28 protein-coding genes and 1 pseudogene are annotated in these 26,932 nt (G+C 68.8%); 19 read left to right on the forward strand and 10 right to left on the reverse strand.

Going from position 1 to position 26,932, the window contains the following annotated elements:
* A partial coding sequence (locus JS521_RS18005) for an APC family permease (RefSeq protein WP_307847908.1) occupies nucleotides 1-1,401 on the reverse strand: 1,401 nt, incomplete at its 3' end.
* 93 nt (nucleotides 1,402-1,494) lie between these two features.
* Between JS521_RS18005 and JS521_RS18010 the strand changes: the two genes are divergently transcribed.
* Together JS521_RS18010 and ppgK are read left to right on the forward strand one after the other, a co-directional pair.
* On the forward strand, nucleotides 1,495-2,484 hold the full coding sequence (locus JS521_RS18010) for a 4-hydroxy-3-methylbut-2-enyl diphosphate reductase (RefSeq protein WP_205083992.1): 990 nt from the start codon (nucleotides 1,495-1,497) through the stop codon (nucleotides 2,482-2,484).
* 38 nt (nucleotides 2,485-2,522) lie between these two features.
* Complete coding sequence (gene ppgK, locus JS521_RS18015) at nucleotides 2,523-3,275, forward strand: polyphosphate--glucose phosphotransferase (RefSeq protein ID WP_205083993.1); 753 nt, start codon at nucleotides 2,523-2,525, stop codon at nucleotides 3,273-3,275.
* Nucleotides 3,276-3,482: 207 nt separating this feature from the next.
* Here the strand turns inward: ppgK and JS521_RS18020 are convergent, their stop codons facing one another.
* Nucleotides 3,483-4,055: a DUF6542 domain-containing protein gene (locus JS521_RS18020; RefSeq protein ID WP_205084017.1), complete on the reverse strand. Its 573-nt coding sequence runs from the start codon at nucleotides 4,053-4,055 to the stop codon at nucleotides 3,483-3,485.
* 331 nt (nucleotides 4,056-4,386) lie between these two features.
* On the opposite strand from JS521_RS18020, the gene ychF reads away from it, so the two are divergent.
* The 3 genes from ychF to JS521_RS18035 all read left to right on the forward strand — a co-directional run bounded on the left by ychF (nucleotide 4,387) and on the right by JS521_RS18035 (nucleotide 7,216).
* On the forward strand, nucleotides 4,387-5,475 hold the full coding sequence (gene ychF, locus JS521_RS18025; protein ID WP_205083994.1) for a redox-regulated ATPase YchF: 1,089 nt from the start codon (nucleotides 4,387-4,389) through the stop codon (nucleotides 5,473-5,475).
* Between the two features lie 273 nt (nucleotides 5,476-5,748).
* Entirely contained in the window at nucleotides 5,749-6,624 is an 876-nt protein-coding gene (locus JS521_RS18030; protein ID WP_205083995.1) for an Abi family protein, read from the forward strand.
* Between the two features lie 208 nt (nucleotides 6,625-6,832).
* Nucleotides 6,833-7,216 (forward strand): hypothetical protein, encoded by a 384-nt coding sequence (locus JS521_RS18035; protein ID WP_205083996.1) that lies wholly within the window; start codon nucleotides 6,833-6,835, stop codon nucleotides 7,214-7,216.
* 136 nt (nucleotides 7,217-7,352) lie between these two features.
* On the opposite strand, the gene JS521_RS18040 is transcribed toward JS521_RS18035, so the two are convergent.
* Nucleotides 7,353-7,646: a tyrosine-type recombinase/integrase gene (locus tag JS521_RS18040; RefSeq protein ID WP_372448594.1), complete on the reverse strand. Its 294-nt coding sequence runs from the start codon at nucleotides 7,644-7,646 to the stop codon at nucleotides 7,353-7,355.
* 52 nt (nucleotides 7,647-7,698) lie between these two features.
* On the opposite strand from JS521_RS18040, the pseudogene JS521_RS36720 reads away from it, so the two are divergent.
* Nucleotides 7,699-7,890, forward strand: a pseudogene (locus JS521_RS36720) (relaxase/mobilization nuclease domain-containing protein); the annotation flags it as partial.
* A 131-nt stretch (nucleotides 7,891-8,021) separates the two neighbouring features.
* A complete protein-coding gene (locus JS521_RS18045; protein WP_307847909.1) occupies nucleotides 8,022-8,525 on the forward strand; it encodes a DUF2716 domain-containing protein in 504 nt (167 codons plus the stop codon).
* Nucleotides 8,526-8,615: 90 nt separating this feature from the next.
* Here the strand turns inward: JS521_RS18045 and JS521_RS18050 are convergent, their stop codons facing one another.
* The 4 genes from JS521_RS18050 to JS521_RS18065 form a co-directional block, all read right to left on the reverse strand.
* Nucleotides 8,616-9,161, reverse strand: a complete 546-nt coding sequence (locus tag JS521_RS18050) for an HAD domain-containing protein (RefSeq protein WP_205083998.1) — start codon at nucleotides 9,159-9,161, stop codon at nucleotides 8,616-8,618.
* 15 nt (nucleotides 9,162-9,176) lie between these two features.
* Nucleotides 9,177-9,869, reverse strand: coding sequence for a class I SAM-dependent methyltransferase (locus JS521_RS18055; RefSeq protein ID WP_205083999.1), 693 nt, complete (start codon nucleotides 9,867-9,869; stop codon nucleotides 9,177-9,179).
* Nucleotides 9,870-10,781 carry a phosphotransferase family protein gene (locus JS521_RS18060; RefSeq protein WP_205084000.1) on the reverse strand — a complete coding sequence of 304 codons (912 nt, stop codon included), beginning with the start codon at nucleotides 10,779-10,781 and terminating at the stop codon, nucleotides 9,870-9,872. It abuts the gene before it with no gap.
* Nucleotides 10,782-10,859: 78 nt separating this feature from the next.
* Nucleotides 10,860-11,609 carry a hypothetical protein gene (locus tag JS521_RS18065; protein ID WP_205084001.1) on the reverse strand — a complete coding sequence of 250 codons (750 nt, stop codon included), beginning with the start codon at nucleotides 11,607-11,609 and terminating at the stop codon, nucleotides 10,860-10,862.
* Nucleotides 11,610-11,810: 201 nt separating this feature from the next.
* Here JS521_RS18065 and JS521_RS18070 point away from each other — a divergent pair, with 201 nt between their 5' ends.
* The 6 genes from JS521_RS18070 to JS521_RS18095 all read left to right on the forward strand — a co-directional run bounded on the left by JS521_RS18070 (nucleotide 11,811) and on the right by JS521_RS18095 (nucleotide 17,338).
* On the forward strand, nucleotides 11,811-13,166 hold the full coding sequence (locus tag JS521_RS18070; protein ID WP_205084002.1) for an NsdA family TPR-like regulatory protein: 1,356 nt from the start codon (nucleotides 11,811-11,813) through the stop codon (nucleotides 13,164-13,166).
* Nucleotide 13,167: 1 nt separating this feature from the next.
* Entirely contained in the window at nucleotides 13,168-13,704 is a 537-nt protein-coding gene (locus JS521_RS18075) for an NUDIX domain-containing protein (protein ID WP_205084003.1), read from the forward strand.
* Nucleotides 13,701-14,054, forward strand: a complete 354-nt coding sequence (locus JS521_RS18080; protein WP_205084004.1) for a hypothetical protein — start codon at nucleotides 13,701-13,703, stop codon at nucleotides 14,052-14,054. The genes JS521_RS18075 and JS521_RS18080 overlap by 4 nt, the downstream gene beginning before the upstream one ends.
* A 182-nt stretch (nucleotides 14,055-14,236) precedes the next feature.
* Nucleotides 14,237-15,910 (forward strand): caspase, EACC1-associated type, encoded by a 1,674-nt coding sequence (locus JS521_RS18085; RefSeq protein ID WP_205084005.1) that lies wholly within the window; start codon nucleotides 14,237-14,239, stop codon nucleotides 15,908-15,910.
* Entirely contained in the window at nucleotides 15,907-16,323 is a 417-nt protein-coding gene (locus JS521_RS18090) for an effector-associated constant component EACC1 (protein WP_205084006.1), read from the forward strand. The genes JS521_RS18085 and JS521_RS18090 overlap by 4 nt, the downstream gene beginning before the upstream one ends.
* Nucleotides 16,324-17,128: 805 nt before the next feature.
* Nucleotides 17,129-17,338 carry a hypothetical protein gene (locus JS521_RS18095; RefSeq protein ID WP_205084007.1) on the forward strand — a complete coding sequence of 70 codons (210 nt, stop codon included), beginning with the start codon at nucleotides 17,129-17,131 and terminating at the stop codon, nucleotides 17,336-17,338.
* Between the two features lie 63 nt (nucleotides 17,339-17,401).
* On the opposite strand, the gene JS521_RS18100 is transcribed toward JS521_RS18095, so the two are convergent.
* A complete protein-coding gene (locus tag JS521_RS18100) occupies nucleotides 17,402-18,013 on the reverse strand; it encodes a TetR/AcrR family transcriptional regulator (protein ID WP_205084008.1) in 612 nt (203 codons plus the stop codon).
* A 67-nt stretch (nucleotides 18,014-18,080) separates the two neighbouring features.
* Here JS521_RS18100 and JS521_RS18105 point away from each other — a divergent pair, with 67 nt between their 5' ends.
* Both JS521_RS18105 and JS521_RS18110 read left to right on the forward strand, forming a co-directional pair.
* A complete protein-coding gene (locus tag JS521_RS18105) occupies nucleotides 18,081-19,526 on the forward strand; it encodes a DHA2 family efflux MFS transporter permease subunit (RefSeq protein WP_205084009.1) in 1,446 nt (481 codons plus the stop codon).
* Nucleotides 19,527-19,537: 11 nt separating this feature from the next.
* Complete coding sequence (locus JS521_RS18110; RefSeq protein WP_205084010.1) at nucleotides 19,538-20,272, forward strand: SGNH/GDSL hydrolase family protein; 735 nt, start codon at nucleotides 19,538-19,540, stop codon at nucleotides 20,270-20,272.
* Between the two features lie 872 nt (nucleotides 20,273-21,144).
* Here JS521_RS18110 and JS521_RS18115 read toward each other — a convergent pair.
* Nucleotides 21,145-21,843 (reverse strand): hypothetical protein, encoded by a 699-nt coding sequence (locus tag JS521_RS18115; RefSeq protein ID WP_205084011.1) that lies wholly within the window; start codon nucleotides 21,841-21,843, stop codon nucleotides 21,145-21,147.
* Nucleotides 21,844-22,126: 283 nt separating this feature from the next.
* On the opposite strand from JS521_RS18115, the gene JS521_RS18120 reads away from it, so the two are divergent.
* From JS521_RS18120 to JS521_RS18135, 4 genes are all read left to right on the forward strand, one after another.
* Complete coding sequence (locus tag JS521_RS18120; RefSeq protein ID WP_205084012.1) at nucleotides 22,127-22,564, forward strand: NfeD family protein; 438 nt, start codon at nucleotides 22,127-22,129, stop codon at nucleotides 22,562-22,564.
* Between the two features lie 81 nt (nucleotides 22,565-22,645).
* On the forward strand, nucleotides 22,646-23,743 hold the full coding sequence (locus JS521_RS18125) for an SPFH domain-containing protein (RefSeq protein ID WP_205084013.1): 1,098 nt from the start codon (nucleotides 22,646-22,648) through the stop codon (nucleotides 23,741-23,743).
* A gap of 163 nt (nucleotides 23,744-23,906) precedes the next feature.
* On the forward strand, nucleotides 23,907-25,166 hold the full coding sequence (locus tag JS521_RS18130) for a hypothetical protein (RefSeq protein WP_205084014.1): 1,260 nt from the start codon (nucleotides 23,907-23,909) through the stop codon (nucleotides 25,164-25,166).
* Nucleotides 25,156-26,127 carry a hypothetical protein gene (locus JS521_RS18135; protein WP_205084015.1) on the forward strand — a complete coding sequence of 324 codons (972 nt, stop codon included), beginning with the start codon at nucleotides 25,156-25,158 and terminating at the stop codon, nucleotides 26,125-26,127. Before JS521_RS18130 ends, JS521_RS18135 begins: the two co-directional genes overlap by 11 nt.
* A 119-nt stretch (nucleotides 26,128-26,246) precedes the next feature.
* Here JS521_RS18135 and JS521_RS18140 read toward each other — a convergent pair.
* Nucleotides 26,247-26,932: glycosyl hydrolase family 65 domain-containing protein (locus JS521_RS18140; protein WP_205084016.1), on the reverse strand; the 686-nt coding region annotated here is incomplete at its 5' end.

Here is a 26,932-nt window from a genome sequence, read left to right on the forward strand (position 1 = left end):
CCGGCGCCCCGTCCCCTGCACCGCCAGCACCACGAGCCCCACCCCGAGCCAGCAGACGCCCACCACCTGGGCGGAGGTCGTCGCCTCCACGATGACCGCGACCAGCACCCCCGCACCGACCACCGGGACGAGGACATGCCGCCACCACACCGGCGGCCCCGCCATCCGGCGTACGGCGAACCAGCCGACCACCGACGCGTGCAGCAGGATGAACGCCGTCAGCGCGCCGATGTCCACCACCGAGACCAGATGGTCCAGCCCGTCGTCGCGCCGGGCCGCCCACACGGCGGCCACCAGCGTGATGATGCCCGCGCCGAGGATCGCCAGCCGCGGCACGCCGGACGTCGGGTCGACCTTCGCGAGGAGGTGCGGCAGCCGCCGCTCCCGGGCCATCGCGAAGACGAGGCGGCCGGCGGCGGCCTGCCCCGCCAGCGCGGCGAACGCGGCCCCGATCGCCTTGCTCACCGCCACCAGATCGTGCAGCCAGGTCCCCACCGAGGCGTCCACCGCGTCGTAGAACGCCGACCCCTGCGCCGCCGGGTCCGCCGCCAGCTCCGCCGAGCTCATCGGCTCCAGCAGCGCCGCCAGATACGTCTGCGCCACGAACAGCACACCGGCGAGCACCAGACAGAACAGCACCGCCCGCGCCACCTTCTGCGAGCCGCCCGTCACCTCCTCGGCGAACGAGGCGATGGCGTCGAAGCCCAGATACGACAGCACGGCGATCGACACGGCCCCCAGCACGGCCGCCATGGAGAACGAGGTGTCCCCGGTCAGCGGCGTCAGCCAGCCGCGCTGCGCCCCGTCCCGTACGAGGACGACCACGGCCGAGACCACGAAGACCAGCAGCACCACGATCTCCATGGCCAGCACGGCGAACCCGACCCGGGCGGCCGCCCGTACGCCCCACAGGTTGAGCAGGGTGGTCACGAGCACCGCGATCGCGGTCCACACCCACCGCGAGACCTCCGGGACGAGGGCGTTCATCGCGATCCCGGAGAAGAGGTAGGCGACGGCGGGGATCAGCAGGTAGTCGAGCATCGCCATCCACCCGGCGATGAACCCCGGCCCTTCGCCGAGCCCCTTGCGGGCATACGTGAAGACCGAACCGGCGAAGGGGGCGACCCGCACCATCTGGGCGTAACTGAACGCGGTGAAGCCCATGACCACGGTGGCCACGATGTAGACGAGGGCGACCGCGCCGTCGGACTTCGCGTCCAGGGTGCCGAACACGCCTACGGGGGCCATCGGGGCGATGAAGAGGAGCCCGTAGACGACCAGATCCCGGAACCCGAGCGTCCGCCGCAGCCGGCCCTCCTCCGTACGGCTACCGCTGCCGGCACCACCCGCCGAACCACTCCCCGTACCGCTCTCCGCTCCGCTCCCCGACACCGAGGTCACCGCCCCTCCATCACCATCAGCCATTTCTTGCACACGTACCGCGACCAGTGTCCCGATCGGGCCGTCCTCGCGCCTGTTCGCCACGGCCTTACGATGGGACGCATGACTGCAACGCCTGCCCGCCGTGTCCTGCTCGCCGCTCCCCGTGGCTACTGCGCGGGCGTGGACCGTGCCGTGATCGCCGTCGAGAAGGCCCTGGAGCAGTACGGGGCCCCTATCTACGTCCGCCACGAGATCGTGCACAACAAGTACGTCGTGCAGACCCTGGAGAAGAAGGGTGCGATCTTCGTGGACGTCACCGCGGAGGTGCCCGAGGGCTCCATCGTGATGTTCTCCGCGCACGGAGTCGCGCCCACCGTCCACGCGGAGGCCGCCGAGCGCAAGCTCGCCACCATCGACGCGACCTGCCCGCTCGTCACCAAGGTCCACAAGGAAGCCGTCCGGTACGCCAAGGAGGACTACGACATCCTCCTGATCGGCCACGAGGGCCACGAGGAGGTCATCGGCACCTCCGGCGAGGCCCCCGACCACATCCAGCTGGTCGACGGCCCCGAGGACGTGGCGAACATCGAGGTCCGCGACGAGTCGAAGGTCGTCTGGCTCTCCCAGACCACCCTGTCCGTCGACGAGACGATGGAGACGGTCGGCGCCCTCAAGTCGAAGTTCCCCAACCTCCTCTCGCCGCCCAGCGACGACATCTGCTACGCCACACAGAACCGCCAGATCGCGGTGAAGAAGCTGGCCGAGGACGCCGAGCTGGTCATCGTGGTCGGCTCCAAGAACTCCTCGAACTCCATCCGCATGGTCGAGGTCGCCCTCGACGCCGGCGCCGGCGCGGCGTACCTGGTCGACTTCGCGAGCGAGATCGACGAGGCGTGGCTGGAGGGTGTGACGACGGTCGGCCTGACCTCAGGGGCCTCGGTCCCCGACGTCCTGGTCGACGGGGTCATCGAGTGGCTCGCGGAGCGCGGTTACGCGGACGTGGAGACGGTGAAGACGGCCGACGAGTCGATCACCTTCTCCCTCCCCAAGGAGCTCCGCCGCGACCTGCGCGCCGAGGCCGCCGCCCTTTCCGCCGAGTAGCCGCGCAAGGCGCCCGGCCGCCCCGTACCGTGGGATCCATGGAGATCTTCGGCGTGGACATCGGCGGATCCGGGATCAAGGGCGCTCCCGTGGACCTGGACCGCGGAGACCTGGCGCAGGAGCGCCACAAAGTGCTGACACCGCACCCGGCCACGCCCAAGGGCGTGGCCGACGGCGTGGCGGAGGTGGTCGGCCACTTCGACTGGTCGGGCCCGGTCGGCATCACGTTCCCGGGGGTCGTCACGGACGGCATCACCCGCACCGCGGCCAATGTCGACAAGGGCTGGGTGGACACGGACGCCCGCACCCTGCTGGGCGAGCGCATCGGCCAGCCCGTCACCATCCTGAACGACGCGGACGCGGCCGGGGTCGCCGAGATGACCTTCGGCGCGGGCAAGGGCCGTACGGGCACGGTCATCCTGCTGACGTTCGGTACGGGCATCGGCAGCGCGGTCTTCACCGACGGCAGGCTCGTCCCCAACACCGAGCTGGGCCACCTGGAGCTGCACGGCCACGACGCGGAGAAGCACGCCTCCACGAAGGCCAAGGAGGACGAGGACCTGAGCTGGCAGCACTGGGCGCACCGGGTCCAGAAGTATCTGCTGCACGTGGAGATGCTGTTCTCGCCCGAGCTGTTCATCATCGGCGGCGGGGTGAGCCGCAAGGCGGAGAAGTTCCTGCCGCTGATCGAGAAGGTCCGGGCCGAGATCGTCCCGGCCCAGCTCCAGAACAACGCGGGCATCGTGGGCGCGGCGATGGCTGCGGCGGGCTCGGGGCCGGGCAAGGGCTGAGCGGAGCGGTCTGGGCCGAGAGAGGCCGACAAACGCTCGGCCTGGCTGTCGTCGGGCCGAGCAGACCCGCGCCGGGGCTGAGCGGGGCCGACAGGCGTCAGGATCGCTGAGGGAGGGCGCGGAGCCACAGCCGCCGTGCCCCGTCCGGGACAGTTGAGGGATGCCGCGGAGCCGCAGCTGCCGGCCCACCGGCCCCGCCGCGCCCCGTCAGGGCCGCTGAGGACGCCGAGCCGCTGCCGCCGGGCCCGCCCCGGCCCGTACGGGCTTCCCGGCAGCGGCAGCACCCGCGGCCGCGGCCCGGGGCGCCCGCTCACCGGCGGGCCCGGCGGGACCGCGCCCCTGGGCCAGGACGTACCGCCGCCGGGCCCGCATCAGCCGCACCTTGCGTACGGAGGCGATGAGGCCCGCGACGAGCGTTCCGCCGTACAGCCAGCCGGCGTGCACGGCGAGGGCGGTGACCAGCCCCATGACCTGCCCGCCGAACCCCTCGGACCCCCCGGAGATCGGGAACACCCCGACGGCGAAGGCGATCGGCACGCTGATCGGCGCGGTGACCAGGTCGGCGGGCCGGACCCAGAGCGCGGTGAGGGCGCTGACGGGCAGGAAGAGCAGCCCGTACACGAGCTCGGAGCTGTCGAACAGCAGCCGGTCGACACAGGCGAGCACGAACATGGTGAGGGCGGCGAACAGCCCGGCGCCGATCCCGGTGAGCCGCGGGTTGGGGAACCGCCGCAGGGCGAGAACCACGGGCGGCACGCTGCGCACCCGTACCCGGTACACGGCGGAACTCTCACCGGCGGGACCGCCCGGCGCGGGCGGGGCGGGCGCGGACTGCGGGGGCTGCCTGCGCTGCGGGGGACGTGTCCTGTGCTGCTCCACCTCCACAACGTAGGTCGCGGGGGGCGGGGATTCAGGCGTTGGACACGCGCTTTGGCCGACCTTGGGGTTGCGTTCGATGCCACACGGCCGAAAGCCGTCACTGTTCGGGCCCGTGGGGGAGGCCCGTAGACTGGAGAATCGGTCCACTCCGGGCCCCGGCCTCCAACGGCCGAGCCGGCCCCGGGACGCTCTGCCCCCGCCCCTCCCCGCCTCACTCCAGGAAGTCGCCAACGTGTCGCTCACGATCGGAATCGTCGGCCTGCCGAATGTCGGTAAGTCGACCCTGTTCAACGCCCTGACCAAGAACGACGTGCTGGCGGCCAACTACCCGTTCGCCACGATCGAGCCGAACGTCGGCGTGGTCGGCGTCCCGGACCCGCGCCTGAACAAGCTCGCGGAGATCTTCAGCTCCCAGCGGCTCCTCCCGGCGACGGTGGACTTCGTCGACATCGCCGGCATCGTCCGGGGCGCTTCGGAGGGTGAGGGCCTGGGGAACAAGTTCCTGGCGAACATCCGCGAGTCCGACGCGATCTGCCAGGTCATCCGGGCTTTCAAGGACGAGAACGTCGTCCACGTCGACGGCAAGGTCTCGCCGAAGGACGACATCGAGACGATCAACACCGAGCTGATCCTCGCCGACCTCCAGTCCGTCGAGAAGGCTGTCCCGCGCTTGACGAAGGAGTCCCGCCTCCAGAAGGAGAAGGTCGCGGTCCTCGCCGCGGTCGAGGAGGCGCAGAAGATCCTGGAGTCCGGCCAGACCCTGTTCGCCGCGGGCATCACGGCGTCCACCGAGAAGGGCCGGCTCCTCCACGAGCTGCACCTGCTCACCGTCAAGCCGTTCCTGTACGTCTTCAACGTCGACGAGGACGAGCTGGTCGACGAGGACTTCAAGAACGAGCAGCGCGCCCTGGTCGCCCCCGCCGAGGCGATCTTCCTGAACGCCAAGATCGAGTCCGAGCTGATCGAGCTCGACGACGACGAGGCCCTCGAACTGCTCCAGTCCATGGGCCAGGAAGAGCCCGGCCTCGCCACCCTCGGCCGCGTCGGCTTCGAGACCCTGGGCCTCCAGACCTACCTCACGGCAGGCCCGAAGGAAGCCCGCGCCTGGACCATCAAGAAGGGTGCCACGGCCCCGGAGGCAGCCGGTGTGATCCACACGGACTTCCAGAAGGGCTTCATCAAGGCGGAGATCGTCTCCTTCGCCGACCTGGTCGAGACCGGCTCGGTCGCCGAGGCCCGCGCCAAGGGCAAGGCGCGCATGGAGGGCAAGGACTACGTCATGCAGGACGGGGACGTGGTGGAGTTCCGCTTCAACGTCTAATACGTTCAGCGAAAGGCCGTCTGACCTGCGACGGAGCGGGTTGGGCGGCCTTTGCGGTCCGCACGGAGTCCGCAACGTGCTGGATGGGTCCGCCCGCGGGAACCGGCGGGACGGACGGGAAGAAGTAGCCGGTCGACCCGAAGGCGGCGGCTGGTGCGAGGCTCGGCGCATCGGCTAGAATGGTTGCAATCGACCCCCTCCCAAGCCTCTCCACGATGCTCAAATGGGAGGGGCCTCTTTCTTTCCGGGGTGCGAGTGAAGCCGAGCCTGTCCGTGGAGGAGCAGGTCGCGCTCCTGGCCAGCCGTGGCCTCGTCATCGACGACGAGGACGTCTGTGCGGCGTTCTTTGGCTCGAACAACTACTACCGTTTCTCCGGCTACGCTCGCTACTTCCAGCGGGCCCCCCACATGGGCGACGATACGTTCACGCCCGGCACGACGTTCGCTGAGATCCGTCGCATCTACCAAGCCGATGAGGTGCTACGCACCACGCTCAGCCAACCTCTCGCACGGGTCGAACTCCTGCTGCGCACGCATGTTGCCCGAGTGATCGCCGACGTGCATGGTCCGTACAGCAGCTTCCTCGAGGAAAGCTTCTACACCGACGTCGGCAAGGCTGAGCCGACCGTCGAGTCGTGCCTGCGCGACATCGACCGGAGCAAGGACCGCCACATCCTGCGGTACAGGGGCACCGAAGGTGACCGTGTCGACTACAGCAAGCTGCCCGTGTGGTCCGCCGTTGAAGCGTGGTCGTTCGGGACGCTGTCCAAGGCCATCGAGCGCGGAGCCAGTGGCGCACTGGCCGATGCCGTGGCGACCAGCGTCGGGGTCGCGAAGGCCGGGTTCGCCTACCGTGTGAGGTCGTTGGTCTACCTGCGCAACCGGTGCGCCCACCACAGCCGGCTGTGGCATCACTCGGTTCTCGACGCTGGCCCGACGCCGAACAACGTGCGTAACAAGGCGAAGCGGCTGGCGGGACAGTTCGAGCCGCGTTCGGTTCTCGATGTCATTGCCTCGCTCGACGACGTGGCCATACGCGGCAAGGTCGCTGATCCGGTGCTCCCGCAGGTTGCCAAGCAGCACCCCCGTGACTGCTTGTTCTGGGAGGGACTGGCACGGCCTCAGAGCCCGCGCGATCACAGGGCGTGAATCGGTCCTGAGTAGGGACGATCTCCAACGGGGGTGTGGTGCGGAAGGCATCCGGTCAGGGCCCGGTCGGATCGGTTCCTGCATCCCTGATACCCGTCATTGATGAGAGTGACCTTCCGTTGGTCGGTCAGCCGGTGGAGCCAGGTGCCGTGCGGATGCCCGGCTGCCGATCTGTGGATCCCGGCGATGTTGGAGGCAGGCTGCGGAGATGATGAGCAAGAGGCATCTAGCCGCGAGCAGGGAGGGAAAAGTGGATCGGAATGAGAAGAAGAGACTCCGCGAGCGCATCGGAGAACAACTCGCCCTATCCGGCGTGCGGCTGACGGACGACGAGGCAGTGTTCCTGAGCGATTTCATCGACGAGTACGACGAGAAGTACCGAGGTCGCAGGGAGACCCGCACGAGGAGTTATCCGGGCTGGAGCTCTGACGGGAAGTACGTCCGCACGGAGAAGGTTACGGACGCCTTCACCGACGAGGTCGGTATCCGCACGGACCAAGAATATTGGGACGACGACGGACACAGAGGCCAGTCCACGCACTACATCAAGGACGCTCGGGGGATCCTGAACTGGTTCAAGGAGCGAGGCTGAGTTCCGTCCGCGCTGGAAGAGTCCCGGTCGGCGAGCGGTGAAAGGCGCCTGACTCGTAGCGGAGTGGGTCGGGCGGCCTTTGTGGTCCACGCAGAGTCCACAGCGTGCTGGATGGGTCCGACACGCGGGGGAGCGGCTACGCCGCTTCGTCGGCCCGTGGCTGGGCATCAGCGGACTGGTCCGCGTGCGCCTTGTCGACCGCGGCCCGGGTCCGCTCCTCGGAGTCGGGCCACAGGTGGGTGTAGATGTTCAGCGTCATGGCCGCGTTGGTGTGGCCGAGGCGCTCGGAGACCGTCTTCACGGATTCGCCGTGCTTGATCAACAGGCTGGCGTAGTGGTGCCGGAGGGCGTGGGGTCCGGTGCCCTTCGCTATGCCGGCCTTCGCGCAGGCGGGCCGCCAGGACCCGTCCATGAAGTGCGTGTAGACCACAGGCCCGCCTTGCGGCGCCGTGAAGATCCAGCTCTCGGGCCCATCGGCGGGCCAGCGGGATCTCGACAGCGCCGAGCGCCCCGCCGAGGTCCTCAACTGGCGTATCACCGCTCAGCCGAACCGGCGGACGCAAGCGGCTCGCAGCCGGAGCACCACCAGCGGAACGTCATCCATGTCGGCCACGCTGCGCCCTCCGGCCACACCAGTGGCTACGAGGCCGGAAGAGCGCATTCGGCACTACTGACCCCGGTTTCTCCCAGCCAGATTCCCGACGAAGGGACCGGCAGGCGAAGACCAGCACAGCCCCCGTGCGACACGTTTCCCGAGGGAGCATCACGGGCGACTCGATAGGATCGGGCCATGATGGAGAGTCCCGTGGTCGAGCTGCTTGAGGCCGAGTACCGACGCGTTTGGGACCGCTTCTACGACGAGTTCAAGTTCCAGCCGAGTACGAGGTCTTTCAAGTGGCCAGCCATCAAGGAGCCCGTCGCCTCGGTTACCTGGAGCCTAGCCGTGCTCGACGACGACCCTGAAGACGAGCGTTTGGACCGCTTGGTCGAGGTGGTCGAGCAGGGGCTGACTTCCTGCATCGGCCCGAGCGGAACACTGCTCGCACTCGACTGGCAGCACACGTCGTACCGCTTCGCACCGCAGGACGTCGGTGGCCCTGGGCGGCTGGCCTGGCCTTTGAGTCCGTACCCCGATGGGGATTACTACATCTACCTCTCGGAAGACTTCCGTATGGGCAGTTTTGGGCACCCCTGGGAAGAGTCCCTCTGTCTGTTCGGTCAGGAATTCCTCAACGCCGCATCCGCGGAGGTGGAGAAGCTTCTCGGTCAGCCGATCCGTAGGTCCGGCAGGATAGTCGGCACCGCCTGAGGTGGGTCCCGACTCCACAGGCACCAGGGAGTCAGACCCCACAGCGCATCCTGATGCCTTCGCTGCTCGTGGCGGCGAGGGCATCAGTCGTCAGACGGCGCGGGCTGTGGGTAACTGCGAGACCCACTTCGTCACCTTGGTCAGATGCTCGGGCTGCAGCCCGAGGTGTGGGTCGGGCTGAACGATGAGGGTCGGCGTTCCCCTGGAGGTGCGCTCCGCCGCCCAGCCGTGGTCGAGGCTGGTGAAGTCGTCGTCGATCCAGACGGCGGGAGATCTGCCGAGCCAGGTGTCGACGTGGTCGCGTTTCCAGAGGTAGCCGTCGGGGTGACTGGTGGTGATCTGGGGACGAGGCAGGTCGAGGTAAGGGAAGTCGGGCAGTCCCAGGAGAGGGCCGATGATCGTAGTGGCGTCCTTGCGCCAGCTCGTGCACCACACGGGGGTGACGATCCCGTTGGTCAGGAGGTCGGTGAGAATGCGGCCCTGGCTCGGGTCGAGCCAGATGGGCACGGAGTCGTCGGGGCGCCGGCCGGTGGGCAGGACGGTGTGGCGAACGTGGGTCGGCGGGGTGCTCCCGTCGGCGGCCGGGAACGGTATGAGGACGCCGTCGATGTCGAGAAGCAGGTAGGGCAGGGTCATCGGTGCCTCCGTCGGTCAGCGTTTGCGGGCGGTGATCAGGAGGGTGGTGGGCCACGGGTCGCGGCGCGGGTGCCGCAGCTCCACCGCCGAGGTGATGCCCAGGCCTGCCCGGGAGAGGTGGGCTCCCCAGCGGCGGGCGTCGAACTCCCATCGAGTGAGGGGAAGTCGGGTGCGGTCGGGCATGGTGACGTAGTCCTCGCGCGGACGGTCGTCCGTGGATGGATGTCTTCCGGCCCGTGCCGGGTGAGGGACGGAGAAGGCCAGGACACCGCCCGGTTTCAGGCGTCGGGAAATGGCGGCGAGGAGGAGCTCGGGGGCGACGAGGCCGACGGCGCCGAAGACGGAGTAGATCGTGTCGAAGGTCTGGCCGGTGGCCTGAAGGTGGTGCAGTGCGTGGCCGGCGGCGAACGTGGCGCCGTCGATGTGGCCGTAGTGGGAGCGGGCCCGGCGTACCTGGAGGCCGACCAGGTCCACCCCGGTGACACGGGCCTGGTGATGCTTCGCGATGTGGGCCACGTTGTGGCCGGGGCCGCAGCCCAGCTCCAGGACGCGTTTGCCGCACAGGTCCCGGCCCAGGATCTCGGCGCCGGGACCGATGCCCGCGTGGGTGCTCCATTCCATCCGGGCCGGCGCGGTGAGGGCGTGCGCGGGGGCGGCGGCTGTGCGCTGGGCTGCGTGGGCGTACCAGGGGGAGACCTGGGCGAGCACCTAGACCTCCAGGAGTTGGACCGCGTCGTTCAGGTGGCGGCGGACGACGGGGATGTACGCGGGGTCCTTGGCCGGGTCGTCGATCCAGCGGATGGCCTGCTCCATGAACCACTCCACGGCCCACATGCGGTGCCAGCCCAGGGCCCACGCCTCGGCGGCCAGGCCGCCCCGGGCGGCGAGGGCGTCCTCATGACCGCCTGCGGCGACGTACTGCTCCAGGAACACCCGCATTCGGAAGGGGCTCGGTACGTCGATGGTGCCGTGGTACGAGGCGAGGTCGATCAGGCCGGGTCCGGTGAAGGCGCGTGCGAAGTCGAGGAGGTGCCAGCCGTTCTCCCCGATGTGGACGCTCGTGGGGTGGAACTCAGAGTGGACCCAGCCGAACGGGTCGAGCGTCGCCCCCTGGACGCGGGTCTCGGCCGCGGCGGAGATCTTCCCCAGCGCGGTCTCGATGTCGTCGCAGTCCGTCCATCGGTCGGCTTTCCGCAGCCGCTGGAGGTGATCTAGGGCTCGGCCGGGCAGAGCTGCGAGACCCGCCCCATCGAGGAGCGGCAGACCACCCGCCGGGCGGGCGGCATGGAGCATGACGGCGGCGGCGATGCCGTCGAGGTCGTCGGCTTCCCGTACAGGGGTGCCGAGGTCGTCCATGAGCATCCCGAGCCACTTGTCCTGCATGGCGGTGGCGTGGAGGGCAGGGACTGGGAGCCCGCGCTGGTGGGCCACCCGTAGGGCCTGGGCCTCGCGGTCGAAGGGCTCCTTGGCGTACTTGAAAACGGCTGTGGTGCCGTCGGGGAAGGTGACGCGTTCGACGCCGGACATGCCCCAGACACGAATCTCGGCACGTTCGGGGAGGTGCTTGCCGACGAGGGTGCACAGGTCGTCCAGCAGGGTGGCGGACAGGCTCTGGTCCATGGGGGTCTCCAGGGGCTGGTGGGCTCCGGGACGGGCGCGCGCGAGCTGGCCCGCCCCGGAGCCGTACTAGGGGTGGGGTTACTCGGCTGCGGTCACGCGGTGGGCGTAGACCTGCTCGATCCAGTCCGCCTTGAACTCGGCCAGGTCGTAACGGAAGTTGGCCATCGAGGCACCGTAGGGCGCGACGACGCCGCCGGACTGGTCCGGCACGGACTGGCAGCCGTGCACGAGCCGGCCACCGAGCGCGGCGTGGGCCTTGATGGACTCGATCCGTCGGTGCTCGTTGAACCAGCCGCCGTGGTAGACCTCGTCCAGCATTCCGCCCGTCTCGTCGTCCAGGTCGAAGACGACGGACGTGGCGGCGGGGAAGAACCAGCACGGGCCGACGTTGGAGATGTGCCCGTCCAGCTCGACCTTGTTGAGCGCCATCAACGTAGCTGCCTCGCGCAGCATGTGCAGGTGGTCGGCGGTGATCTGCGGGAGGCCGAGGCCGGCCAGGTGCTCCTCGCGGAAGAGGTACGAGTACACCCCGTACGCCGTCGCCAGCACGCGGGCGGCGTCGGAGGTGGAGTCGCCGTGGTTCTTGATGAAGTCGAGCGCGAGCTGCTCGACCGCGCTCTCGGTCGTCTCGTCCACGTAGAGGAGCTGAGCCTTCACCAACTCCCAGTCGGCGACGAGCCAGGTGCTGGACTCGAAGCGGAAGAAGTACTCGGCCGGGTCGATGATGATGCGTCGGCCGTCCACCTGGATGCCGGGCAGGCGGTTCCAGCGCGGGTCGAAGGCGTCGGGCAGCTCGACCGTGATGGTCGCGGTGTCGATGGTGGTCACCGTGTCTCCGTCTCTAATCGTCCGGACCGGGGCACAGGAATGCCCGAGCCCGTTGGGGCGTACGGAATTTGGGGGCCGCCCGACCGTGATTCCGTGAGTGGGGCGGCTGTCGATAAGTGAACCGCCCGCTACGCAGAGTGGGTACGGTGTGAGCGAGGCCAAGCGGTATACACGGTTTACGGATCCGGAGCGGAGGCGATCGTGCCGGCACCGACCAGCGCCAACTCCCGCCTGCGCGACACGATCAACGCCGCCGGGTGCACGTACGAGGCACTCGCCAAGGACGTACGCCGCATCGCCGCCGAGAACGGCGAACTGCTCCAGACCAACAAGTCGGCCATCTCCCACTGGGTGGCCGGTGCCCGCACGCCGACCGGCCAGGCAGGCCAGTACCTCGCCGAAGCCCTCTCCCGGCGCCTGGGCCGCGTCGTCACCCGAACCGAGCTCGGGCTCCACTCGCCCCACGCTGAGCCGCCACCGGACACCGACCCCGTCACCGCGGTCACAGACCTCGGCCGCGCGGACGTCGAACGCCGCCAATTCCTCGCCATCGCCGCCTTCACCACGGCCGGCGTGGCCATGCCGCTCCTGCACGACCACGAAGCCACCTCACGGATGCTCCGCGCCCGCACCGCCCGCTCCCTCGTAGGCAGCGACGACATCGACGTCGTACGACAGATCACGTCAGCCTTCAGCGCCGCCGACGAACGCCTCGGCGGCGGGCACGGCCTGACCACGGTCACTGCCTACCTCGCCGACACAGCAGCCCCCATGCTGCGCGGCCGCTTCCCCACAGAAGCCTTACGTCATGCAGCCTTCGGCGCCGTCGCCGAACTCGCCTACCTCGCAGGATGGAAGCACCACGACCTCGGCCACGAAGGCGCCGCCCAGCGCTACTACCAGGTCGGCTACCAACTCGCCTGCGAAGCCGACCCCCACGGCCATGCCGCCTGGATGATGCGCGCCCTCGCCCACCAGTCCCTCAGCCTCAAGCAACCCCACCACTGCGTGGACCTCGTCAAAGGCGCGCTCGCCCGCGGTCTCGGCCACGTAGACGGCCAGACCGAAGCGCTCCTCCACATCACGCACGCCCGCGCCTACGCAGCCGTCGGCGAGAACCCATTGGCCGCCCGCGCTCTCCTCGCTGCCGAAGACGCCCTCCTGCGCGAGGACGGTCCCCAGCCCAGCTTCTCCCGCGTCAGCGGCCCCGCCGCCGGCACAGTCGCCAGCCACACCGCACGCACGCTGACCGACCTCTCCGACCACATCGGAACGGAACAACAGCACCGCGACGCACTCACCCGATGGGACCCGGAGAAGTACAAGCGCGTCCACGCCCTCACCCACGCCGACCTCGGCGACAGCCTCGCCGCCCAAGCCCGTGCCGACGAAGCCGTCGCCGCCTGGACCCAGGCCCTGGTCCTCATGGAGGGCATGACCTCCGACCGCACCCGCAAGGCCATCACCTCGATCCGCTCCACCCTCGCGATCTACCAGCGCCGCCGCGTCCCAGGTGCAGCAGATCTCGCCCGCCGAGCGCGCGAGGCCCTCGCCTAACATGCCCAACAACCCGCCTGACGAAGGGAACCCCGTGGCCCAGCAGACCGACAACCGCCCCCCGGCCCTCAAGCCAGCACTCGACTCAATGACCCTGCTGGTCGCGGCCGTCATCGTCCACGACAAGGCCACCAACCGTGTCGTCCTCCTCCAGCGCAGCGAGAACGCCAAGTTCGCCCAGGGGATGTGGGACCTGCCCGTCGGCAAGAGCGAACCGGGCGAGCCCATCACTGAGACGGCAGTCCGCGAGCTCTACGAGGAGACCGGCCTCACGGTGAAGCCCGAGTCCCTCAAGGTCGCTCACATCATCCACGGCGCCTGGGGCGTCGAGTCTCCCAACGGCTTCCTCACGGTCGTCTTCGCCACCCACGAATGGACCGGCGAACCCGAAAACCGCGAACCCCGCAAGCACTCCCAGGTCCGCTGGGTCGGTGCTGAGGCCATCCCCGACGCCTTCGTGGACACCACGGCCAGCGCGCTCCACCACTACCTGAACAACGGCTCGGAGGTCTCCCTGGACGGCTGGTCGGCAACGTGATCATCAGGCTGCTTCACGTCATGCCCAAGGGCCCGCGCTTTTCGCCTGCGCCAGCTGTTAGCGAGGCTGCGCAGGCCGGGCTACAGCAGCTGGTTCCTGAGGCGTTGGGCGACTACGACGTCTGGGACATCCCCTGCACAGCCCTCATCGACCTCGGGGAGAACTGGTGCGGTGCCCGGTGCCCCGTGTGCAGCTCCAACATCGAAGGCTGGTGGGGCCACGCTATGGACACTGCAGCCCTTGCAGGCGGCTATTTCGGCTCACTTGCCGTGACAGTGCCCTGTTGCTTCGTCCAGACGGACTTGAACGCCGTCGACTACGTCGAGGGGCAGGTCGTGGCAAGGTGCTGACTTGGCGTTGGCGGTGCGATCACTGTTTATCCGACTCAGTTTTTTTTGACTCGGTTGGAAGCGGTGATGTATTTCTAAAGGGTGGGGTCGTTCGTCGAGTGCACGCTTCCACGGATAAGGGCGGGGTCCGCCCACCCTTAAAATACTGCCTGATTCGCTGCGGAGATCGGTGAATATGAAGTATGGGTCAGTATGTGGCTGGGGGGTCTGTGAAAAAGGCGGCGGCCAATCTGCACGAGGAGCTCAGAGCGCTTCGTGATCGTGCATGGCGGGCCCGGCGTGCGGCCGGCCATAACCCCTCCTTGAGTGCGCTGCTAGTGGATGCTCGGGTTCAGCAGGTCCCCGGCGCGCACCTGCTGAAGGAATGGCAGGTGCAGAGATTGACGGGGCCAGCCCGAGGGTTCCGGGTTCCTGTCTCTGCCAGCCAGCGGCACCGAGCACTCGTCTTGGCCCTGGCGATGTGCCGCTGGGCTGGTGAGGACTTCGACCCTAAGCGCTGGGATGACCTGGTTCTGGCGGCAGCAGATGAAAAGCGCGCTGCAAACGCTATGGCCGATTTGAGTGGAGGGGCGACCGGAAAGCTTACGCCGGATGCGTACGGGTTCGTTACCCCCGAAGCCCTTGGTGGCGTCGATAACTACCGGATGTTGTGCGAGGTTGCAGGGCTCGATGTCGTCCCGGGCGGCTATGGTCTGTTGTTTGCCGAGGACGGTGACGGCCGACGGGTCACGCTTGCGACTCGAGACCTCGACTACGCCCGTTATCTCGCCGCCGCTGCGGCTGTGCCCGGTATGCTATCCAACGCTGAGATACAGCCGGTAAAGTTCTCGATCCGACGCGGAGGCTGGCCCGAAGACTGGCACACCGATCATGCCCGCTTTAATGTGCAGGTCATATCGGATGGGGCTGTTGAATTCGGGGCTTGGCTTTATCATGAGTTAACCAAGGCGGGAATCAGTCAAGCGACACTGGCTGAACGTCTTGGTGTGCCGCGATCCGCTGTCTCTGGCTGGGTGAGAGGCTCCATCATTCCCGAGCAGAATATTCAACTTGGAGTCATGCAGGCATTGTTCGACTTGGGGGCCGACCCGGGAATTAGCGTATTCTCGGGAGTGTCGGAGGATCAGTTTGACTGCTGGCGGAACGGTGCTGCCGTACTCATTGGCGTCTCCACCTATGAGGACATGCCGAGCGTTCCGGCGATCGATAACAACCTTGCCTCGATGGAGAAGGTGCTAGTCGAGCGGCTCGGTATTCCTGCAGGGAAGATACGGACTGTCGGCAACCCCACCACGTCCGTCGAGATTCACGACCACATAGAAGCGGCGATCGAGAGTATTGACCCGGCCTTGGGTGGCCTGTTCATTTACTACGCCGGACACGGGTGGACAAATCCCAAGAATGCACGTCTTCTACTAGGTTTGCCCGGTTCTCGCCGGCGCCATAGCTACTCCGCATGGGAGTTCGACCGGCTGCGCGAGCAATTGGCGGACAGTTCCGTCGGTACGCGGATCCTAGTGTTGGATAGCTGTTACAGCGGTGCTGCGCTAGATGTGTTGGCTGCCGACCTGTCCAGCTCGGTGGCCATTGCTGGAACCTACGTCATGACGTCTTCGACCGCCACCAATGCGTCGATGGCACCTGAAGGGGAACGGTACACCACATTCACCGGGGTGCTCATTGAGTCCCTAGATTCCGGCATTCCTGGTGCCGGTGGGGTGATCTATGCGGATACCCTGTTTCGTCACCTGGAGAAAGAGTTGGGCTCCCGAGGGTTCCCTGTGCCCTGCCGGCAGGTCGGCCATGATGGGGACCTGATCCCGCTTACCTGTAATCCGTGGAAGGACAGGAAATGACTACGACGGAAGCGGCCCGCGTCGCGTTCGAAATCACGCTCCCCAGTGGGGGAAGAGTTCCGGATGGCCTGCGCGTATTCATCGCTCGTGACCCTTCGCTGCGAGGAGCTGTGCGGGCGCAGTGGGAACCCAGGAGGCTGCAGGGGGGAACGCTTGGGGACGGCCTTGATGTGCTCACCCTCGCTGTCACCGGCGTGTTGGCACTTCCATCCGCTATCGAGACGGTCAAGAGGTGGGTGAGCTCGCAGGGGGGCGAGGCGGCGAGTGTTGTGATCAGCCGCGATGGTGTCTCGGTCACGATCAGCGGCGTGGAGGACGCCGAGCAGCTGCAGAATCTCGCAGCCGCCCTACTTCCTCCCCCGTCAGCGAGTGTCGAGGAACTGGGGGACCAGGACCCTTCCGCCGTGTCGTAGGCGCCAGTTGGGCAGATGTGCATGCGGGTAGGCAGCGTAGCCCGGTCGGGGTGGGGTTGATGGAGGAAAGCCGCGCTGCGCTCCGCCGGTCCGTCCCGTGGTCCGTTCGTCTCGCCCTACGAGAGGCAACTAGGGCGGCAGTGTGGCCGCACGCTTATGGCGGCTCTCTGGTGGAGAGGGGGACGCCAGTCCGCAGCCAGTCCGCAGGACACCCGTAAACGGCTGTCGGGAGCCAACGCATGCCAACGAAGAAACCCCAGTTCAGAGCCCTGGACGGAGCTCCGCCGCAGGTCAGGATCAGTCCGCAGACATTCCGCTTCAATGTGTAGTGGCTGACTTATCACCACGTCGCTGATCTGGCGAACATGCAGTTCAGGAGGGGCTCGACTCTTCGGAGTCGGGCCCTTTGCTCCTTCTCGTGCTGGGATAGCCGCCTCCTCGTCACCTGTCGTCGTCCCAGGTCATTTCCGCCGTGCTGGGACGGCGCTGGGGGGATGGCAACGCCCGTGCTGGTTTTCGGACGGTGGTCTCCTTGGTGCGTGGGCAGAGCCTTCCGCGTTGTGGGCGCAGGCGGGATGTCGGCTGCTACTGGCCAGGCCGGGCGTCACCGTGACCTCGTCGAATTGATGCGTGAGGCGTCCTGTTCGCCAGGGCCGTCCGGCTCTCCGCACCCAGAGCACCAACAGCGACCTAGCGGCGCAGGGCGCCGACGTGCCGCAGCACGCCTCCCCGGCCCGTGACCGCTCCGGGGGCACTATCCCTCACCGTGTCAACCTGCGTCGCCCCCAGCGGTTCACACGAGAAGATGCGCCACACCCTTGGCCGCACCGGGCTGTACGGCTTCTTCGTCGGTCGGATACAAGGCACGAGCGGGGTGGCCCGCGGCAGCACGGGCGGCAGGGGTGCGGGCCTTCGGCTGTCGGGAGGCCCCATGCCCGCCGAGCCGCGCGAAGGCTCGGACACCGTCGTCTTCGACGACATGCGCGAACTGCCGGACCTGCTCACCGGGCGGTGACACGCGATCGGATGCCTGGCCGCGTGCAAGCGGGCCTGATCGCGAAGGGGTGGATGCGCGCGGTCACTTCATCGAGGAGAGGCCGAGGATCGCGTGCATGCCGTGCAGTGCCCACTTCTCCGTCTCGTCGTCGCCGTGCAGGAGCCGAGCCGGAGTGATGCCGGCGGCCAGGGACTCAAGGCCGTAGACGACCTGGGGTGCGTCCGTACCGGGCGGGAGGTCGCCGGCGGCGACGGCGACGTCGATGTCACGGCGGAGGGAATCCCGCCAGCGGGCGCGGCCCTCGGCGATGCGGTCGTGGACGAGGCCGGTGCGGGCGTCGTAGTCGTAGGTGACCTGCGTGAGCAGGCAGCCTCCGGAGTAGCCGGGATCGGCGGCATAACGCACCCATGCTGCGCAGGCGGCCAACAGGCGTGGCAGCCCCGCGTCAAGGTGTCGCACTGGTTGCCAGACCTGGGTGCGGAAGTCCTCCATGACCAGGTCCACCGTTTCCAGTTGCAGCTTCTCCTTGCTGCGGAACTGGCCGATCACACCCGCCTTGCTCATCCCCAGCCGGTCCGCGAGTCGACCGATGGTGACACTGTCCAGGCCCTCCATGGATGCGAGTTCGGAGGCTGCACGCAGTACCGATCGCCGGGTTTCGAGTGCTGCCTGAGCCGATGCGCGTCCTGTCATGCCCGGCAGTTTAGCAAACGACCGTACGGCATTGACGTACGAACGATCGTACTCTTAAATCCTCGCCATGACGCTTTCCGGCTCCCCTTCCGCCCCTCCTGCCGTCTCCACCCGCCGGGCCTCCCTCGCGCTGTCGCTCGCCTGCGCGGGCACGTTCTTGAGCTTCCTCGATGCCACCGTGACCAACCTGGCGGTGCCGCTGATCGCCGCCGACTTCGAAGCCTCGCTGACCACCGTCTCGTGGGTCGCCACCGCCTACGTGATCCCCTTCGCCGCCCTGCTCGCGCCGGCTGGACCGCTGGCCGATGCAGTCGGCCGGGCCCGCCTGTTCCTGATCGGCGTCGCCGTCTTCACGGTGTCCTCGCTGCTGATCGCCCTCGCTCCGACCCTGCCCGTACTGCTTGGTGCCCGCGGCCTCCAGGGCCTGGCGGCGGCGCTGCTGGTGCCCGCCTCGCTGGGCCTGGTCCTCGCGGAGATCCCCGCCGAACGCAGACGCGCCGCGATCGGCATGTGGAGCGCGGCGGGCGCCTTGGCCGCTGCCGCGGGACCCGCCCTTGGCGGCGTCATGGTCGAGGCGCTCGACTGGCGGGTGCTGTTCTGCCTCAACGTGCCGGTGGGCCTCTGGGTGCTGGTCGCCGGACGCAAGCTCGTGACGGGCGAGTCCCGCACCGGCCACGGGCCGGACCTCGCGGGCGGCCTGCTCCTCGCCCTCAGCGTCGGCTCGGCGGTCTACGGCCTGACGCAGGGCCCTGACCGCGGCTGGTCCTCGGTACACGTCCTGGTCGCCGCCGGCGTCACTGTCCTCGCGGGCGTGGCGACCGTGCTGCGGGCGCTCCGGCATCAGCGGCCGGCGCTACGGCTCGACCTCTTCCGCAACCGGACGTTCGCTGTCGCGAGTGGCGTCTCCCTCGCGTACGGCACCGCGCTCTTCACCACGATGCTGCTTGGCGTGCTTTTCCTGACCGACGCCTGGGACTATTCCACGCTGGAGGCCGGCCTCGCCATGAGCCCGGCGGCACTCGTCACCGCCGTGGTCGGCATCGGAATCGGCCGGCTCCCCGTCGCTCTCACACCGCGCACGCTGGTGGCGGCGGGCTCGTCCCTGATCGCCGCCTCGACGGCCCTCCTGGCTCTGCTGATCGACACCGAGCCGCATTTCTGGACGCTATGGCTCCCGTCCGGAACGGTGATGGGTGTCGGCGTCGGCATGGCCACCGTCGGTATCTCCAGTGCCGCCGCCCTCTCCGCCCCGCCACAGCACTTCGCCGCGGCGACGGGCATGGTCATGGCGGCCCGCCAGGTCGGCGGCGCCCTCGGCATCGCCACAACGGCCGTGATCATCGCGGAGGTCATGGGCAACGGCGCGGAACCGTACGCCGCCGTGTACTGGTTCGCCACCGCCGTCAACCTGGCCGCCGCCGTCAGCGGTCTCGCCCTGCGCGTCACAGCCCCGCCCCTGTCCAAGCCCGCGGCCTCGGCCTACCCGGCCCCGGCCGTCGCCCGAACCCTCTAAGGAGACCAGCGATGACCTCAAAGCCTGGCCGTGCCCCCGACCAGGAACTGCCGGCCGACCTCCTCGACCTCACCGCCGAGTTGTCCGACCCGTACTGCATGGCCCCGGACGCCGCCGCCCGACTGCTCCGCGACCTCCCATGGAAGCGGCTGGCCGTGGTGGGCGACAGTGTCACCGCCGGAGTGATGGACCCCCTTCCCGGCTACCGCGACCGGTCCTTCGCCGACCGCTTCACCGACGCCCTCGCCGCCACCCGCCCCGGCTTCGCCGCGGTCAACCTGGCTACGCCCCACCTCCTGCTCGACGAGATCCGTGACCGGCAACTCGCCGCTGCCCTACAGTTTCAGCCGGACGTGGTGATGGTGAGTGCAGGCGGCAACGACGCCTTCCGCAGCTTCGACCCGGAGACACTGCGGGCCGAGCTGAGCGCGTTCCTCATGCCTCTCGCCGAGAGCGGCGCCTTCGTCGTCACCATCGGCCTGTTCGACGTCGCCCGTTCGGGCCTCGTCCCGCCGGAACACGCCGACGGCATGGCCCGCCGCTTCGACGAACTCGACCGCATCACCGCCGGCCTGGCACGCGCACTCGGTGGCATCCACGTCGACACCCACCACCATCCGCTGGCCGCCGACCCGGGTATCTATGCCGCCGACCGCATCCACGCCAACGCCCGCGGTCACGCAGTCGCCTTCGCCGCCATCGCGACCGCCCTGTCGAACCGCGCCCCGAACCGGGCGGCGGACTAGAACTCCCACCTCGACCCCGTCACTGCGGCGTCCATGCTGCCCAGCCCACCCGCACCCTGGCCGCGAACTGTGCTCCATCCGGGCCGCGTACGCGAGCACTTCGACGGCTCCACGCTCGCCATTGTCACCTGGATCGGTGCCTAACTCTCGCCCGCGGCTCCGCCCGCTCGACCCGACGGACCACAGAACACCAGGACCCCGGTGATCACCCCGCCAGGGTCCGGTGTCCATGGCCGAGGTGATCGGATGTGAACTGCGCGGGCGAGTCCTTGACGAGTAGGGACGGGTCACGAGAGCCGCGAGGAGTCGGTCTCCGAGCAGGCTCGCGTGCCGGCGCGGCAGGTGTTCGACGAAGCGACGCGGTGGCCGCAGAAGCCCCGCCGCTACAGCACCGACCGATGGCCATGATGCCTCCGACAGCTGCTACTTGGTCGAGCTACGGAGCGTTCCTTTCCGGTTCGGAGCCGTCCGCGCGGTATTCGCGGCATGACGAGCGCGCGTCCCAGAGCATGTGGACCTTCCGTCTGTCCTTGCCTGCAAGGGCGGACACCAAGCTCAGGCTTCCTTGTTCTGTCTGCGGTCGCCGCACGGTTTCGACGAGTCGTCGCGGTCTGAGGTCAGTACCAGGGCGGGAGCCGGGGAGCGGAGCTGTTCGAAGCGGCTGGTGGGCGGCAGGGGAGAGGTGCGGCCCTGTTCACACCGGCTGACGCTTCGGGACGGTGGCTACGACGCTGGGGAGAAGCTCCCGTGCTGCATTGACTGAGCGACCAGCAGCCGTTTCCCCGGGAAACGACGAGGCCAGTCGGCGGGGCACCACGTCCGTCGCGGAAGGTGATGGGCCTCTCCGCTCGATTTCCGGATGGTGAAGCAGATCAGTCGTGTCGTTGAGCGGTTGCCTGAAGGTGCTCATGGAGGAAGGGATCGTCGAGACGCGTGTCGATGACACGATCGCGCACGTCGGTGAGGAGCCAGCCCAGGAGCTCGGCAGTGGCGTCGTACTCTTCGTAGAAGCCCATGCGCAAGTCGGTGATCTCGAACTTGTACATCACGTCGGTAACGAGGTCTGCCAAGTGCGCGTCGGCAGCTGGGGTATTGGTCGCGGTCCACGTGTCCAGCCAAGGACGCAGGTTGTCGGTGGATACGGCGATGACGCTGAGGGCGTCCCTGACGGGCACGGGGCTGGGGTGGGTCTGCAGCGTGCTCTGCCACCAGGTGGACCAGACGCCTCGTAGGGCCTCGGTCAAGGGCAGGTCCCAGGTAGCCCAGCCCGCCTGATTCAGGCGTGAGGCGATGAGCTCCTCGCCGACGTGGAGCCGGCCGGTGACGAGCAGGCGAATGATGCGAGGGACGAGGCGACGATAGAGGCGCGGAAAGTCCTCCCAGTGATCAGGTACCTCTGCGGCAACCGAGGAAACCAGATCATCGGTTATGAGATGGAGTGGCCCGGAGAGTTCGGCGAAGTCCTGCTCGCTGTAGCAAAAGGTGCACCCCGTGACGGGGAAGGGATCTTCTGCGGCGAAGGCGCGGTCCAGGGAATCGAGAGCTGTCATGAGCTGCTCAGAGCAAGACATGAAAACCTGCCGGGGGACTCCGTCCGGGTGACCGGCGAAGATCGCAGGCTATCAGGCGCATCCACCGGTGACGCGAACTACTCCGCCATCGTCCGTGACGTGCTGTCCGACGAGGAGCGCGACCGGCTCTTCGCCGACGTTTCGGCCGCCTCCGGGTGTGCTCCGGGATGTTCCCGGGCGTGCTCCATGTCCCGCCCGATCGAAGATCGGGCGGGACAAACGGTTCCGTGCGGGGCCCGAGAGGGTAGGTAGCTGAATAAGTCCCCTTGGGGAGGCTGATTCGATGCCGTGGTTCGCCTGGTTGTTCGCCGCCGCGGCGCTCGGCGCTGCGGAGTTCTTCACTCTGACGCTGGTCTTCGGGCTGCTGGCCGGTGCGGCAGTGGTCGCTGCCGTCGTGGCCGGGGTGGGCGTCGGTCTGCTCGGTCAGCTCGTGGCGCTCGGACTGGCGGCGGCAGCGGGTCTCGCCCTCGTCCGCCCCGTCGCGATGCGGCACATCGCGCAGGGGCCCCTGACCCGTGAGGGCAGCGACGCGCTGATCGGCAAGCGGGCCGAGGTCATGCAGGAGGTCACCGCCACCCACGGCCTGATCAAGCTCTCCGGTGAGGAGTGGACCGCCCGCGCTCTCGACGAAAGCCATGTGATCCCGGTGGGGACGCTGGTGGACGTCATGGAGATCGACGGCGCCACCGCCGTCGTGTATCCCCGTGAACTCCTTCCGTGACCGGCTGAACACGTAGCGCTGAGCACGTGGCGCTGAACCCTCGGCGCCGCGCCCGTAGCGAGCAGCGATGGAGGAAGAAGCATGGATCCGGTGGTCATCCCGATTCTTGTGGCGGCGCTCGTCGTGGTGTTCCTCGTGGCCGCCACCGTGCGGATCGTTCCGCAGGCGCGCCGCTACAACATCGAACGGTTCGGCCGGTACCGCAGAACGCTCCAGCCCGGTCTGAACTTCGTCCTGCCGGTGGCGGACCGCGTCAACACCAAGCTCGACGTGCGGGAACAGGTGTACTCGTCCGATCCCAAGCCGGTGATCACCGAGGACAACCTCGTGGTCAACATCGACACCGTGCTCTACTACCAGATCACCGATCCCCGGGCGGCGGCCTACGAGGTCGCCGACTATCTGCACGCCATCGACCAGCTCACCGTGACCACCCTGCGAAACGTCATCGGCTCCATGGACCTGGAGGGGACGCTCACCTCCCGTGAGGAGATCAACGCCCGGCTCCGTGCCGTCCTCGACGACGCGACGGGCAAGTGGGGCATCCGGGTCAACCGCGTCGAGATCAAGGCCATCGATCCGCCGAACACCATCAAGGAGGCGATGGAGAAGCAGATGCGGGCCGAGCGGGACAAGCGCGCGGCCATCCTGCACGCCGAAGGTGAGCGGCAGGCCAAGATCCTCACCGCGGAGGGCACGAAGCAGAAGGACATCCTGGAGGCCCAGGGCACGCAGCAGGCCATGATCCTGCGGGCGGACGGCGAGTCGAAGGCCGTGGAGCTCGTCTTCCAGGCCGTCCACCGCAACAACGCCGACGCGAAGGTCCTGGCGTACAAGTACCTGGAGACCCTCCCGCACCTCGCCGGCAGCGACAACAACACCTTCTGGGTGATCCCGGGCGAGCTGACCGAGGCGATCCGTACCGTCACCAGCGCGTTCGGCGACCAGTCGTCCGGTACGGGCTCGCCCCCGTCCGCAGAGCGCGCGGACGCGGCGGCCGGCGATGTCGCGGACAGCGACAAGGACGGCGTCGGGGCCCCGGAGATCGAGCCGAACTCGACGCTCGCGCTGGACGCCGTCGCCGCCGCCGACGAGGCCGCGAAGGAGGCCGCCGCCGCGGTGAGCGACGCGAAGGCCGAGGCGGAGGCCGCGGGAGAGACCCGGCTGCCGGGGCGCTGACTGGGTGAGCCCCACGGGCACGGCCGGGCCGGCGTTCCGTAGGGCTCCTGCGGCCTTCCGTACCCGGCCTCCCGGGCGTAAAGGTCTTGGTGCGGCTGTGCCCGTACGGCAGACTTGCTGCCGCAACTGACGTACAGCACAGGCGACTCGGGGGAATACGACGGTGAATCGCCGCCTGTCCATGCTGTTGGCCGCCTACGGGGCGTGGTGTCAGGCGATCGTCCTGTTCTTCCTCGACCCGTTGAAGCAGCAGGTCTCCGACGCCGTGCGGCCGGAGGCGACCGTGGGCGAGATCCGGCTGCTGGGACTCTCGCTCGAAGGCTTCGCGGTGCTCGACCTGCACCCCGTGCGGGGGTGGCTGCCGCAGGTCGTCTTCCTGCTGGTGAGCGGTCTGCTCACTTACCGCGTGTTCCGCGGGAGTACCGGAATCAGGCCGAGGTTCGGGGCCGTTCTCGCCCTGGGGGGAGCCACGTTGCTCGCCGCGGGGGTGGCGATGCTGATCGGTCCGGCGCTGGACCCGGACGCCTCCACTTCCGTGCCCACGTACGGTGAATGGCTCGTGCGGGCCCAGATCGGTGAAGTGCCCGGCGCGGCAGCCCAGTTCGCGCTGCTCACGCTGTGGCTGCAGGTCGCCCTCTGGCTCCTGGTGTGGCGGTACCGGGACTGGCGACCGCTGCGGGCCTTCCTCGGGATCGAGGAGGACACCGACGGCCGCGCTGCCCAGCACGACAGCCTCGACGGACACGAGAAGCGCGGCAGGTTGTCGTCCTCCGTCCGGGAGCGGCGCCAGCTCCTCTGCGCCGGGCTGATCCCGGCCGTGCTCCTCGCCGTGGCCGGCGGGCCGGTCCTGCGCCACAACCGGGTGAGGCATCTGTCGCAGGGGGCCCCGGGGTCTCCGGACGCCTCGGTCACCTTCGATCCGGATCTGTGGGACAACTACCGGCCGCCGGCCACGGTCGAGGAGTGGAGCGGTGTCCTCTATCCGGCGCTGCGCCTGCGTCCGCTCAGGACCGAACTGCTCGGCGGCTGGATCGCGACCCTGGCGGTCTGTGCCGTCTTCCTCCTGGTGCTGGCCGTGGCGCTCCGCACCCTGGCGCGGCGGGCGGCGGAGGTACGGCTGTGGCGCCCGGCGGCCCTCGTCGACCTGGTCATGAAGGGCTGGTACGCGACGGTCCTGGCCGCCGTCGTCGCCGCGTTCGTCGACGGCCGGCTCATGCGATGGTTCGCCCCGCGCGGCGGAAGCGGTGCGGCGGCCGAACACCTGGGGGTGGCTCTCGGCGACGCCGTCCGGTTCGGGGCGGCCTGGGGGTGGGCCACGGGGCTCGCGTTCCTGGGAGGGGTTCTGCTGATGATGCGACGTGCCGAGGCCTCCGCGGCCTCCCACCCCGATGAGCGCGAGGAGCAGCCGGTCGATGGCGAATAACCGACGAGGGGCCCGCAGAACGAGCGCGCTGACCCGGGCGAGCGTACGCCGGGGGAGCGGGCCGCGCTCGCCGCGTCCCGAGGAGGAAGAGGCGGCGACGGGCCGGCTGCGGTTCGTGAAGAGCCCGACCACCTGGTTGCTGGGCATCGTCCTGGCCGTGGTGACCGTGACGTTCCAGGACGTCCTGACCGCGACCGTGAAGACGATCCTGCCGCTGGACCGGGTGCCGGACCGGCTCTCACCGCAGAACGCCGTCGACGTGGTCGAGGTCAAGGACGTCAAGGACATCGGGTACTACCTGGTGCGTGACGCAGGCGGGGACGGGGAGATCCTTGAGGAGATCTCGTCCGGCGGCTCCTGGCGGGAGGGGCGGAAGGTCGTCGACGCCGGGAACGCGGAGTGGATGATCACCGTGCAGGGCAGGGCCGCCCAGCAGGTCCGTATCACCGACATCGTGCCCGTGGTGGAGGGCGGGAGGTGCGAGAAGCCGCTCGGCGGCAGCCTGGCGCACTTTCCCTCCCAGGGGGTCACGGACGTCATCCCGCTGGAGCTGGAGGTGGACGCCCCGCGCCCCCGCCTCAAGATCTCCGGCAAGGACGGCAAGGACGCCCAGCCGTTCTTCACCGGCCCCGAGGCCAAGCACATCACGCTGAACCAGAACGAGACCGAAGCGTTCATCGTCCGGGCGACCTCCACGACGGGCTACTGCCGCTGGCGGTACCGGGTGCATTACGAAGTCGGCGGCAGCACGGCGGAGATGACGATCAGCGGCCCCGGCGGCAAGCCCTTCGAGCTGACCGCGCGACTGACCGACGCGTCCGCCTACCGGAAGGTCTACTTCCCGGCCTTCGACTGTCTGCCATCGGGCGCCCGTCCGCCGACCGGCTGGTACGAGCAGACCGGCGCGGAGTACGCCCGTGACCGGCGCAGCGGCAAGGTGCCGCCCTGCCCGAATGGCTGAGGCGGCCCCGGCCCCCGGCCAATACCGGGTGAGGCTGCCCCTCACCGGTACGGGGTGGGGCCGCCGCCTGCCGGTAGGAGGTGATGTTGCCCTCTACCGGTATGAGGTGAGGCGGCCTTCTACCGGTCCTCCGCCTCCACCCGCAGTTCCGTCACCCCCGCCGGCTTCTCCGGGTCCTGTGAGCGGACCGTCAGCCGCACCTTCCTGGCCGTGTCGCCCGCCAGGTACGGCCGCCAGAAGCGTCCGTCCAGGGAGGTTTCCAACGTGGAGGAAGCGGGCGGTACGTCGCTCCAGCGCGGGGTCACCGCCGTGATCCGCAGCGGGCGCGCGCCCAGGTCCACCGTCAGGGAGCCCGCCGCGCCCTCCGGGGACCAGGACGTCGCCGGGCTCCCGTCCACCGCCGCCTCCGCATACAGGCCCGGGGCCTCGGAGGTCGCCGTCACCGGGCGGCAGCGCGCCGCGTCGGCCGTCGGGACCATGTCGGGGCGGCGGGTGGGCAGGGTCAGCGTGGAGGCGAGGCGGCGCGGCCCCTCCTCGGTGTGCACTGTGAACGGGGTGCCCGAGGTCAGGCGGACCGTGGTCGTCCGGGGGCCGACCTCGACCTCGTACGCCGCGTCCCGGAACCGCAGGCCCTTCAGCGTGACGCCCTCGTGGAGCTGGGGCGGCAGCGTCGGGGCCAGGCGCACCCCGTCCTCGCGGAGCCTGAGCCCGGTCAGGCCGTGCGTGAACACCTGGAGGAAGCCACCCTTGCCGGTCAGGAAGTCGTCGGCCGGGAAGCCGGACAGCGGGTCCTCCGCCCCCGCCT

Origin of the sequence: Streptomyces durocortorensis, assembly GCF_016901035.1 — a bacterium.
Classification (GTDB): Bacteria; Actinomycetota; Actinomycetes; order Streptomycetales; family Streptomycetaceae; genus Streptomyces; species Streptomyces durocortorensis.

What these genes read in the sequence shown, in the direction of transcription:
- JS521_RS18125 (WP_205084013.1), top strand. Translation starts at nt 22,646, where the DNA reads ATGGATCCGGTGGTCATCCCGATTCTTGTGGCGGCGCTCGTCGTGGTG.
- JS521_RS18135 (WP_205084015.1), top strand. Translation starts at nt 25,156, where the DNA reads ATGGCGAATAACCGACGAGGGGCCCGCAGAACGAGCGCGCTGACCCGG.
- JS521_RS18050 (WP_205083998.1), bottom strand. Translation starts at nt 9,161, where the DNA reads ATGACCCTGCCCTACCTGCTTCTCGACATCGACGGCGTCCTCATACCG.
- JS521_RS18010 (WP_205083992.1), top strand. Translation starts at nt 1,495, where the DNA reads ATGGGACGCATGACTGCAACGCCTGCCCGCCGTGTCCTGCTCGCCGCT.
- JS521_RS18115 (WP_205084011.1), bottom strand. Translation starts at nt 21,843, where the DNA reads ATGTCTTGCTCTGAGCAGCTCATGACAGCTCTCGATTCCCTGGACCGC.
- ppgK (WP_205083993.1), top strand. Translation starts at nt 2,523, where the DNA reads ATGGAGATCTTCGGCGTGGACATCGGCGGATCCGGGATCAAGGGCGCT.
- JS521_RS18035 (WP_205083996.1), top strand. Translation starts at nt 6,833, where the DNA reads ATGATGAGCAAGAGGCATCTAGCCGCGAGCAGGGAGGGAAAAGTGGAT.
- JS521_RS18090 (WP_205084006.1), top strand. Translation starts at nt 15,907, where the DNA reads ATGACTACGACGGAAGCGGCCCGCGTCGCGTTCGAAATCACGCTCCCC.
- JS521_RS18120 (WP_205084012.1), top strand. Translation starts at nt 22,127, where the DNA reads ATGCCGTGGTTCGCCTGGTTGTTCGCCGCCGCGGCGCTCGGCGCTGCG.
- JS521_RS18105 (WP_205084009.1), top strand. Translation starts at nt 18,081, where the DNA reads ATGACGCTTTCCGGCTCCCCTTCCGCCCCTCCTGCCGTCTCCACCCGC.
- JS521_RS18075 (WP_205084003.1), top strand. Translation starts at nt 13,168, where the DNA reads ATGCCCAACAACCCGCCTGACGAAGGGAACCCCGTGGCCCAGCAGACC.
- JS521_RS18060 (WP_205084000.1), bottom strand. Translation starts at nt 10,781, where the DNA reads ATGGACCAGAGCCTGTCCGCCACCCTGCTGGACGACCTGTGCACCCTC.
- JS521_RS18110 (WP_205084010.1), top strand. Translation starts at nt 19,538, where the DNA reads ATGACCTCAAAGCCTGGCCGTGCCCCCGACCAGGAACTGCCGGCCGAC.
- JS521_RS18100 (WP_205084008.1), bottom strand. Translation starts at nt 18,013, where the DNA reads ATGACAGGACGCGCATCGGCTCAGGCAGCACTCGAAACCCGGCGATCG.
- JS521_RS18095 (WP_205084007.1), top strand. Translation starts at nt 17,129, where the DNA reads ATGCGCCACACCCTTGGCCGCACCGGGCTGTACGGCTTCTTCGTCGGT.
- JS521_RS18085 (WP_205084005.1), top strand. Translation starts at nt 14,237, where the DNA reads ATGGGTCAGTATGTGGCTGGGGGGTCTGTGAAAAAGGCGGCGGCCAAT.